We start from the raw sequence: 10,017 nt of genomic DNA, 5'->3' as shown, positions 1-10,017 counted from the left end.
CAGCTCAGGTTAATTAAAAAATGAAAACTTCGATATTTATTATCAACATGAAACCTTGTGAATCCCGTTGGTATGAGGTTCAAAAGCGACTTAAAGATCTTAATATAAGTGCTGAACGCTTTGAAGCTACTATTGGTAAACATCTTGGTGAGCAAGAGCTCCTCAAATGGTATTGCCCGAAAAAGAATAAAAACTCATATCATCGCAACTTAACACTAGGAGAAATAGGTTGTTACATTAGCCATATGCGAGTCTGGGAGCATATAGTTACACACTCGATACCTATGTGCGTAATACTTGAGGACGACATTATAATTAAATCGCATTTAACTAATACGATTGAATCAGCAGAAAAATTAAAAAATTGGGATTTTATAAAACTTTCCGATAGCCGAGATTTAGCATTTATTAATACACACCCCCTTGAGAGTGAGTTTGTTTTGGGGAATTACTTTAAAGTCCCAAATGGAGCTCAAGGATATATATTATCTCTTGAGGGGGCTAAGAAACTTCTGCACAGAAAGCCATTTTTTAGACCTGTTGATGTTGATATGCAGTTTCATAGTGAAGTTGGGCTCAATATCGTAGGTATTAAGCCATATCCAATTGCCACTAATAGCCAATTTGAAAGTGAAATAGCAAGGACAAATTCAGGTAGGCATTCTAATAAAAGTACATTTATTAGAAATTTAAAACACAGGTTAAACTTATATATGCAACGCAAAAAAATATCAGCTGATCTGTCAATTATAACTAGAAAGTTATAACTGAAGCTCAATATATTGGCTGCATGACTGCGACCTGTTAAATTTTAATAATTTCGCCACGCAATGGCGCCATTTTAGCTAAAATTTTATTTTGCACTGTATGTGGGATATTTTGCTCGTTCATTGCATTTATTAATAAATCGACAACGTGATTGAAGTCTTTTTCGTTTATGTTCATGCCTGTATGAATAGCAACCATAGAGTCACCTTTATATTCACAAGGGCCCTCCACCAGCGAACATAAATGGCTAATAAACCCTTGTCGAAAATGACTGATATTACTGTGCTCAAAGTAATGAAACACTTGTTTGTCATTACCTATTTGTGTAATAAAACTATCAGTTAGCCTCTCAAGCCCAGCTTGTTCGCCAAGCTGGTGATACAAAGAGGTGTTGGGTTGGGTTGTACACCCTGCAAGTAAGTTTAAACAACAAAAAATAAATACACTCAGTTTCATTACCAATACCCCGTAACCGATAAATACCAGCCAGTTTGATTATCAACACCAGCAATCCGCCCTAAATCTAAATAGGCCGCAGTCACACTCATATGCTTATTTGGTATCCACGCTATAAATAAATCACGCCAATCTTGTTCGCCTAACCCCAAGTTGTTGGCTTTTTGTCGATATTCAACACCAATGGCAAGTTCACGACTTACAAAAACTGCACTACTTGCTTCTACTAAAATATGGCTGCCCTCATTAGCCCCGCCATATCCTAACAGTCCTAGCTGATTGGCTTTACTGTAGCGAGTAGTCACATTCCAAAACCAGTTGTACCCAGCAAGTGCGCCCAAATGTAATTTACTGGCGGCTAGGTACACATCTGTACCACTGGTATTTTTTGCGCCAACTAACTTTGCTACTGTGCCATCCTCTAGTGATTTATGCTGTACGCCCACACTTAGCTGTGGCCACTTACTGTAAACAATATCACCGTATAAACGAATTTTAGCCCCAGAAATTGACTGCTCTATTTCGGTATTGAGTGCAGGCACATCAAACTGCTGCACTGCATAACTGAGCTCAACACGATTGAATAGGTTTAGTTGCATGCCGCAGGCATCAAGACGATAGTCAGTAACATCAGCACGACTACAAAAACCATTAACAGCCCATTCGTCTTCACTGGCATACCCTACTAATTGTGCCCAAGGAACTAATCCGCCCCCTGCACTGCCTTCAATTTGAGACACCCCAGGTGTTGCTAATAATTTCCCCGTAGCAGCCATACTTAACGCACTACAAAATGAGAGTGCCAAGGCGAATAATAACTTAATGTACACGCTGATATTCCTCTAACCATTGTTCTAATTGCTGCGCTTTTAAAGGGCGACTTAAATAGTAACCTTGCGCATGATCGCATTGCATTTCGTGAAGCATTGATAAAGACTCAGCGGTTTCTACCCCTTCAGCCACAACAGAAAACCCCAATTGGTGACCCAGTGTGATTGAAGAGCGCACTATGTATTGATCTTTTTGTGACTCATGCAAAGTTAAAATAAAGCATTTATCTAACTTAAGCTCATCAATAGGTAACATTTTTAACCGTCCTAGTGATGTTTGCCCTACGCCATAATCGTCCAATGAAATTTTAACGCCAATAGTTTTTAAATCTTCTAACGCTTTAATACCTTGGGCTTCATTTTCAATCATATCGCGCTCCGTCAACTCAATAGTGACAGAGCTTGGGTTTACTTGGTATTTATTTAAGGTGGCTACCAACGAAGCGTGAAAACCTGAATGAGCAATATCTTGGGCAGAAACATTAATAGCGGCTTGTAAATGAATATCCTTTTTTGACCAATCGGCTATTTGTGCAATCACAGTCTCGACAACCCAAGCGGTCAGCTCTACTATTAACCCTGACTGCTCGGCTAAATCAATAAAGACCTCAGGCGAGACCCAGCCACCATCTTTTCGTTGCCAACGAATAAGAGACTCTACCTTATCAATTTTCTGACTTTTAATATTCAATTTAGGCTGATAGGTCATAAATAATTGTCCATTATCATCATCAATTGCTTGTTTGAGTTCATCAAGCATAATTAAACGGTCTAAATACGCCTCATCTTCACCGTCTTGATAATAATGTAAGCTTTGCTGACTCGTTGTAGCTGCATCTACAGCAATGAGTACACGTCGCATTAAATCGTCCGCTTTAACGCCTTGTCCAGGGTACTGCACAATCCCAGCGTTAAAACGCAAACTTATTTTTAAGCTTTTAATCTGATAAGGTGCCTGTAATTGCTCAATCAAATCGGCTACAGCACATTTTACCTGCTCAATCTCTGCACAAGGGTAAACCGTTAAGAATTCATCGCCACCAATTCGAGCATGAAAACCACCTAGCTCATCAGAAAATTGGCGAATACGGTTTGCCACTGCAATTAAACATCCATCCCCTACTTGTGGACCAAGCTTATCGTTTATATGCCTTAAGCCTTTTATATCAATAGCAACAAGCGTGTACCGCGCATCATTAGTGAGCCGCTTAGCTAATAAATCTAACATGGCTGAACGGTTATAAAATCCCGTTAAGGTATCATGGTGTGCTTGAAAGCTAATTTGCTGTTCACGCTTATTAATATCATTACCCATGTTATTAAAAGCATTCACGAGCGTTTCTATTTCACTGCTTTGCTTTTTACCTTCAAATTTAAAGCGGTAGTCGCCTTTTGCAAACTGTCTGGCAATAACCGCTAACTGTGAAAGTCCTGTCGTTAAATTATTTGCTAACAAACTACTGGTGATCACACCAAATAACATAGTTAAAACAGCGAGTGTGATCAGCGTTAATAATAATTGCTCAATATCGCGATAACTCGAAGTTAAATCTGCGCTAAGCAGTAAGGTTATCGGATGCGATTGTAAAGAGGGTAAAGCTATTTGTTCGTTTTCATAGGTCAAGTATTCGGCAAAAAAACGAGCCGTAGTTTTATTGGTAAAGTACGCTATTGGTTGAAAGTTATCTGGTTGGGATACTAGCGAGCTTGTTGCAAAATCATCTAATTGCGCAACAAAACTAACCTCCATTCCGGTTAAGCTTTTTAGCTCAGTGGCCACTGCAGATGTTATTTTAAATCCGACCAAACTGTAAGCAATGGTTCTGGGAGTTTTAACTGGCAATAAAATCACTTGGTACAGCTGGTTATTTAACACCACAAAGCTCGATTGCTCAGAATTATTTAATAACTCATCCATCAAGGGTTGTAGATTATCGGCAAAATTTTGTGCATTAACATTAGCTGACACTAACCGCCCTGATAAATCGAGCAACAGCATAAGATCCGCATTGATCCGTTGACTGTGGTTGTATAACACACTGCTAATAGTGGCTGCATCACGAGTTGCAACCGCTTGCTTAAAACCAAAATCAGCAGTTAACACCTTTGCGGCTGTTAATAATAAGCTCTCTTTTGATTTTAAATATTGTTTATAAACGCTTTGCGCAACCGTTATATTTTGTTGCACTTTTTCTGCCTGAAATTTACTGGTAGACCACCAAAAGCTCAGTAAACTAACCAAGGTAGTGAGTAATACCAAGCCAACGCAAAGCGTTGTAATGCGACTGCGTAAATTATTGGCCATTGCCTTCCCTAAATTGACTGCCAAAGGTATTACGTGGTGCAGGGGTAGATGTATTTATAGTTATTGATAACGGGCTGGTCAATTCTATATTAAACTGTTTTTTATTATCCAAGGGAGCTGTTTGCAGTGAATGCCAAACACTTGCTTGCACAGGAAAAGTGTCTACTTGCAGCTTTATCTGGCCTTGCTCGTTACTGGTATACACATGACTACTGTTAGCGACATATATATAGCCCACCATGGAGTCATGAATATTGCAGCCTAGAACAACAACACCTTGATTATCAAACTTAATAGGTTCTTCTGGCTGGCCAGAATAGAGCTTTAATTGAAAAGGTTTAGCTTTTGAAAAAGAATAAACATGGTGGCGAATATTATCGCTATTTGGAAAGTCGACGTACTGACCTTGGTGCACAATAAGCAACTCTGGAGAAAACTGTTTATCAACTTGATCCATTACCGCTGTGGGTAAATTGCCCGAAGTTTTTGAAGAAGGTAAATGATTTATTTCTACGACAGCATTAGGCAATACTTGGTCATGCTGATCTTTAATAACCAAATTAATGGTATTACCAAAAGCCGATACACTAAACAATACACCCAGTACTAATAAATAACGACGTTTTGCAATAACTTGCCATGCTCGCTCTAACATAACCACACCCAAAAATTCACCATAGGTTAAGTTAATTAGAGACGAGCACTAATTGCAAGAATTATAGTTCAGTAACTTAAAATAAATACTTTATCATTAGTTAAAATGAGCTTTGCTATATCTATCTACTTACTACGTTATTTAACGATTAAACCGTAATCAGCATCTAAAATAGCAATCACTTCTTGGCGCGGATCATTAGGTATAATAATCTCTTTACCAATAATTTTGCTCGCGATGCCCACATAAGTGTCAGACACTTCAAGCATTACTGACTCAGGTAAAATATAATCTTTTGCTAACTGCTCACGCTCAGCCATACGGTCTTTATTTAATAACACATCACTCTCTGGTACGTTATTAATTAACAGCTGACGGAAACCTTCTTTTGAGTTTTCAACAATCTTGCCATCTCTATAAGATGCTTCATCCCAAATACGCGATGAATCGGGTGTCCCTACTTCATCAATATAAATAAGTTGCTGCGCACCATTTAAATCTTCTACGTAACCAAATTCAAATTTAGTATCTACGAAAATTTGCCCGAGCTTAGCTAGCTCATTACTAATTAGCTCGAACCCTTCTACCAATAATTTTTCGTATTTGGCGACATCGTCAGCCGATTTAAAATTAAAAACATCTAAGTTGTTTGTAATATTTTCACGAGTGATGTTTACATCATCAACGGCAGGAATATCAGCAACCCCTTCTATAATACCTTTAGTAGAGGGAGTTATAAGTACTTGCTCAAGCTTTTGATTCGCTTTTAAGCCCTCTGGAAGTTGCAAACCACAAAAGTGTCTTTCGCCTTTGGCGTAGTCGCGCCACATACTGCCGGTAATATATTGACGAGCAATCGCTTCAACTTTAACTGTACTGGCTTTACGAACAATCCATACGTATGGATGAGGAATATCAACAATATGATTACCCGCCAAACCGGCTTCATTAAACATGTTAAACCAATGAGCAGCCACTGAGTTTAATGCAATCCCTTTACCAGGAACGCCATTTAGGCCATTTTCACCTTGCCATATGCAATCAAAAGCAGAAATTCTGTCTGAAATAACCATAATGGCTAATTCAGTATCGGCAGGAACGTTATAGCCTTTTTCATTTATTAAGCGTTTGCTATCTGCATCGGTTAACCAATAAACTGAACGCACTTTGCCACTATGTACTTTACCTTTGGTACGAATGGGTAAGTCATCGTTTACGTCTAAAACTTTATAGCTAGTCATGCTATCTCCGGGGTTTGGCATGCTCAAAGAGCAAAGTATGGAATTGGGGTTAGGCGCCCTATAATAATCTAGCCAACCACAAAGCTCAATCTTAGGCTAAAAACAAATCATCTCAGTATATTTATCTAGCTGGCGCATTGGGGTAAACTTGCATGATTACTTGCCCTAAGGAGCTAGCTTGAACTATTTAACTGCCACTAAGAATAAGAAATATTTAATGTATATTTCCCAAAATTATTCCTATGCTATTTTAAGGCCTTTGCAAGCAGAAATATTAGCTCAAGGAGGGGAAGTTAAATGGTTTTTAGAAGGTGATAATGTTAATCCTGACTTTTTGAAAAGTGATGAAAAAACACTAAATTCTATTCATGAAATAAATCAATGGGCGCCTGACGCAACCTTTGCACCAGCGAACTCTATCCCTACATTTTTTCCCGGAAAGAAAGTGGCTGTTTTTCACGGCTTTGATGCTGGAAAGCTAAATAAAAAAGGCCAAAACGATCACTTTAAAGTGCGGGGCTGCTTTGATTTATATTGTACACAAGGCCCAAATACAACGGCTCCATTTACGGCGTTACAAAAAAAATTGGGTTATTTTAAGGTAGTAGAAACAGGTTGGCCTCCCCTAGATCAATTTTTTAACGGTAACTCAAAGCCTAGCCACATTGATGAAACAGACTCTCGCCCAACAGTATTGATCTGCTCTACATTCTCAAAACGCTTATCTCTTGCACCTAAACTTTATGAACAAATAAAACACTTTAGTGAAAGCGGTAAATGGCGACTCTTAGTTCAGTTTCATCCTAAAATGGCACAAGAGTGGGTTGATAAATACAAAGCGTTAAGTAATGACAATCTAACCTTTGTTGAAACAGACAATGTTATTCCTTTATTACAATCTGCTGATGTAATGCTGTGCGACACTTCATCCATATTACTGATGTTTTTGGTACAACGAAAACCAGTTGTAACGTTTTGCAATAAAGCACCTGAAAAACACTTACTTGATATTACGGATAAAAATAACGTTGAAGCCGCAATAGACTATGCACTAACTTACCCAAAAGAACTTGTGGATAATATTGAAACTTTTTGCCAAGAATTACACCCATACACAGATGGTAACTCAAGCCAACGAGTACTTTGCGCAACCAATGAACTGTTGCATAGTGATGAAAAGCTCAAAGCTAAACCACTTAATCTTATTAGACAATTTAAAATGCGCAAAAGACTTAACTATTGGAGTTGGTAAGACGTTATGATCAACCTTGAGAATGTATCTTTTAAATGGCATAAAAAAGCAGCCAGCCCCACTCTCACTATTGAGCAACTCGCCATTGATGAAGGTGAACATGTTTTTTTACATGGGCCAAGCGGCAGTGGTAAATCTACCTTACTGGCACTACTAGCAGGCATTAATGTAACCACTAGCGGCCAACTTTGTGTTTTGAACCAAAATCTAAGTGCGCTTACCAATGCACAGCGCGATGCATTTAGAGCGGATCATATTGGCTATATTTTCCAAAACTTTAATTTACTACCTTATTTAACCCCATTAGAAAATGTATGTTTAGGGTGCCAATTTTCGAAAAAGCGTCAGCAACACGTGCTCAACCAAACTGATAGTTTAACCAAAGAAGCCGCCCGACTTCTCAACGCACTTGGGTTAGAGGCGCACTTTCATAATCAAAATGTTGCCACTTTAAGTATTGGGCAACAACAGCGTGTTGCTGCAGCACGCGCATTTATAGGCAGCCCTGAACTTATTATTGCCGATGAGCCTACTTCAGCACTTGATACCCAAAATCGTGAAAGCTTTATTAAGCTGCTATTTGAACAAGCAAAAAAAAGTAACAGCACGCTTGTTTTTGTCAGTCACGATGAAACATTAAAGCCACTCTTTAGCCGCACAATCGACTTAGTAAATTTACAAGGTGATGTATGATTTTATTTAAACTTGCCTATAAAAGTTTGCTAAATAGACGTGCCAGCGTATTACTGACATTGCTCACTATTGCGATTAGCGTCATGTTATTACTCAGTATTGAGCGAGTTCGCGTAGATGCTAAAAGTAGTTTTAGTAATACCATTTCGGGTACCGATTTAATTGTTGGCGCACGCACTGGCGATATTCAATTACTCCTCTCCTCGGTGTTTAGAATTGGCCATACCAACAATGGGGTGAGTTGGCAAAGCTATCAATACATAACAAAACAGCGCGGGGTTAAATGGAGCATTCCTATCAGTCTTGGAGATAGCCATAAAGGTCAAGCTGTCTTAGGCACCACACCCGATTATTTTAAGCACTACCGATTTGCTAAAAAACAACCCTTAGCATTTGAACAAGGACAGGCTTTTTCTAGCATCAATGAAGTTGTTCTAGGTAGTGAGGTTGCAAGTAAACTGGCCTATAAAATTGGTGATGAAATTGTGATTTCTCATGGCATGGGCAATACTAGCTTTCATCATCATGATGATAACCCTTTTAAAGTGGCTGGTATCTTAAAGCCTACCGGTACCCCGGTGGATAAAACCTTGCATGTGCCACTGGCGGCAATTGAATTGATTCATGGTGGCGGCCATCATGATCATGACGATCATCATGATCACTCGAGCCATGCATTAATTGGGCACCCAAAACAAATTACCGCCTTTTTAATGGGCTTCGACTCACCGCTTTATACGCTACAAATTAGGCGTAACATTAACCAATATAAACAAGAGCCTCTATTAGCGATTATGCCCACAGTCACTTTAAAAGAGCTTTGGGAAATGCTGGCAATAATAGAAAAAATACTGCTGTTATTTTCATTTGTGGTGGTCATTATTAGCTTGCTCGGTATGTTAACCACATTACTTGCTAACCTTAATCAACGCCGCAGAGAACTGGCAATATTACGTTCTGTGGGCGCCCGCCCTTGGCAATTATTTTCACTGATCAGTATGGAATCACTGCTTACCACCTTTTTAGGCTGCTTAGTAGGTTGCACTCTATTTTATGCGCTTATGGGTACGACCGCGGGTTACTTACAAAGCCAAGCTGGAGTGAGTATTAATATCAGTATGCTCTCTGACTATGAACTCACTTTGATTGGCGTTATTATGGCTGCGGGATTCATTATTGGCTTGATCCCCGCTACACGCGCTTACTTTTATTCTCTTAGTGATGGTATGAGTATAAAAATATAAACTTTAGGATGATCATGACGTTGTTTAAAGTAACTACACACTCTTTAATGCTATTAAGTGCAGTGCTAATTAGCTTTGCTAGCATTGCAAATCCCCCGAAGGAAATTTTTTGGGAAGACTTGATCCCACAAGGGCATGTGCAAATAGATACCCAAGCACAAGCTAATCACGAAGGCAGTGAGCAAAACTGGGTGCAACCTGATTTGGACGCGCCGGTTGTTAAAGCACTTGATGGGCAGTCTGTTAGCTTACCTGGGTTTGTTGTGCCACTTGAAGGTGACAGCGAACTTATTACCGAGTTTTTATTAGTCCCTTACTTTGGTGCCTGTATTCATGTGCCACCCCCACCGCCAAACCAGCTGGTTCATGTAACTATTAAAGGCGGTGTGCCTATCGATAGCTTATATGATGCAATTGTTGTAACGGGCGTTATTAAAACGCAAACTTGGTCTGGCGAAATAGCCCAAGTGGGTTATCAAATGCAAGCTGTCGGTGTTGCTCCCTTTGAGCTTTAATTCTTAAAATAAAAAACCGCGTAAAAACGCGGTTTTTTATAACGACTTTGTAATGAAA

Annotated in this window: 10 protein-coding genes; 5 read left to right on the top strand and 5 right to left on the bottom strand. The window is 39.2% G+C overall.

Going from position 1 to position 10,017, the window contains the following annotated elements; all coding sequences use genetic code 11:
* Nucleotides 1–20 precede the first annotated feature (20 nt).
* A complete protein-coding gene (locus P20439_RS15860) occupies nt 21–767 on the top strand; it encodes a glycosyltransferase family 25 protein (protein WP_008113762.1) in 747 nt (248 codons plus the stop codon).
* Between the two features lie 37 nt (nt 768–804).
* Here P20439_RS15860 and P20439_RS15855 read toward each other — a convergent pair whose 3' ends face one another.
* From P20439_RS15855 to P20439_RS15835, 5 genes are all read right to left on the bottom strand, one after another.
* Nucleotides 805–1,224 carry a group 1 truncated hemoglobin gene (locus P20439_RS15855; protein ID WP_008468306.1) on the bottom strand — a complete coding sequence of 140 codons (420 nt, stop codon included), beginning with the start codon at nt 1,222–1,224 and terminating at the stop codon, nt 805–807.
* Nucleotides 1,224–2,054: a DUF3034 family protein gene (locus tag P20439_RS15850; RefSeq protein ID WP_008468304.1), complete on the bottom strand. Its 831-nt coding sequence runs from the start codon at nt 2,052–2,054 to the stop codon at nt 1,224–1,226. Before P20439_RS15850 ends, P20439_RS15855 begins: the two co-directional genes overlap by 1 nt.
* Nucleotides 2,044–4,359, bottom strand: coding sequence for an EAL domain-containing protein (locus P20439_RS15845; RefSeq protein WP_008468302.1), 2,316 nt, complete (start codon nt 4,357–4,359; stop codon nt 2,044–2,046). The genes P20439_RS15850 and P20439_RS15845 overlap by 11 nt, the downstream gene beginning before the upstream one ends.
* A complete protein-coding gene (locus P20439_RS15840) occupies nt 4,349–5,014 on the bottom strand; it encodes a methylamine utilization protein (RefSeq protein ID WP_008468294.1) in 666 nt (221 codons plus the stop codon). The genes P20439_RS15845 and P20439_RS15840 overlap by 11 nt, the downstream gene beginning before the upstream one ends.
* A gap of 137 nt (nt 5,015–5,151) precedes the next feature.
* Nucleotides 5,152–6,255, bottom strand: coding sequence for a phosphoribosylaminoimidazolesuccinocarboxamide synthase (locus P20439_RS15835; protein ID WP_008468291.1), 1,104 nt, complete (start codon nt 6,253–6,255; stop codon nt 5,152–5,154).
* A 217-nt stretch (nt 6,256–6,472) separates the two neighbouring features.
* Between P20439_RS15835 and P20439_RS15830 the strand changes: the two genes are divergently transcribed.
* Genes P20439_RS15830 through P20439_RS15815 form a run of 4 tightly spaced genes read left to right on the top strand, consistent with a single transcriptional unit; the run spans nt 6,473 to nt 9,959 of the window.
* On the top strand, nt 6,473–7,507 hold the full coding sequence (locus P20439_RS15830) for a CDP-glycerol--glycerophosphate glycerophosphotransferase (RefSeq protein ID WP_008468289.1): 1,035 nt from the start codon (nt 6,473–6,475) through the stop codon (nt 7,505–7,507).
* A 6-nt stretch (nt 7,508–7,513) separates the two neighbouring features.
* The gene (locus P20439_RS15825; protein ID WP_008468281.1) at nt 7,514–8,200 is read left to right on the top strand and encodes an ABC transporter ATP-binding protein; all 687 of its coding nucleotides are present in this window, start codon (nt 7,514–7,516) and stop codon (nt 8,198–8,200) included.
* A complete protein-coding gene (locus tag P20439_RS15820; protein ID WP_008468280.1) occupies nt 8,197–9,444 on the top strand; it encodes an ABC transporter permease in 1,248 nt (415 codons plus the stop codon). Before P20439_RS15825 ends, P20439_RS15820 begins: the two co-directional genes overlap by 4 nt.
* Nucleotides 9,445–9,458: 14 nt before the next feature.
* The gene (locus P20439_RS15815; RefSeq protein ID WP_008468279.1) at nt 9,459–9,959 is read left to right on the top strand and encodes a DUF3299 domain-containing protein; all 501 of its coding nucleotides are present in this window, start codon (nt 9,459–9,461) and stop codon (nt 9,957–9,959) included.
* Nucleotides 9,960–10,017 lie beyond the last annotated feature (58 nt).

The sequence above is a fragment of the Pseudoalteromonas sp. BSi20439 genome, from assembly GCF_000241165.1.
In the GTDB taxonomy this organism is placed as follows: Bacteria; Pseudomonadota; Gammaproteobacteria; order Enterobacterales; family Alteromonadaceae; genus Pseudoalteromonas.
This window is presented reverse-complemented; position numbering and strand designations above follow the sequence as displayed.

Excerpts from the sequence above, each read along its gene's own strand:
- P20439_RS15860 (WP_008113762.1), top strand. The coding sequence starts at position 21 with ATGAAAACTTCGATATTTATTATCAACATGAAACCTTGTGAATCCCGT.
- P20439_RS15855 (WP_008468306.1), bottom strand. The coding sequence starts at position 1,224 with ATGAAACTGAGTGTATTTATTTTTTGTTGTTTAAACTTACTTGCAGGG.
- P20439_RS15845 (WP_008468302.1), bottom strand. The coding sequence starts at position 4,359 with ATGGCCAATAATTTACGCAGTCGCATTACAACGCTTTGCGTTGGCTTG.
- P20439_RS15840 (WP_008468294.1), bottom strand. The coding sequence starts at position 5,014 with ATGTTAGAGCGAGCATGGCAAGTTATTGCAAAACGTCGTTATTTATTA.
- P20439_RS15835 (WP_008468291.1), bottom strand. The coding sequence starts at position 6,255 with ATGACTAGCTATAAAGTTTTAGACGTAAACGATGACTTACCCATTCGT.
- P20439_RS15830 (WP_008468289.1), top strand. The coding sequence starts at position 6,473 with ATGTATATTTCCCAAAATTATTCCTATGCTATTTTAAGGCCTTTGCAA.
- P20439_RS15825 (WP_008468281.1), top strand. The coding sequence starts at position 7,514 with ATGATCAACCTTGAGAATGTATCTTTTAAATGGCATAAAAAAGCAGCC.
- P20439_RS15820 (WP_008468280.1), top strand. The coding sequence starts at position 8,197 with ATGATTTTATTTAAACTTGCCTATAAAAGTTTGCTAAATAGACGTGCC.
- P20439_RS15815 (WP_008468279.1), top strand. The coding sequence starts at position 9,459 with ATGACGTTGTTTAAAGTAACTACACACTCTTTAATGCTATTAAGTGCA.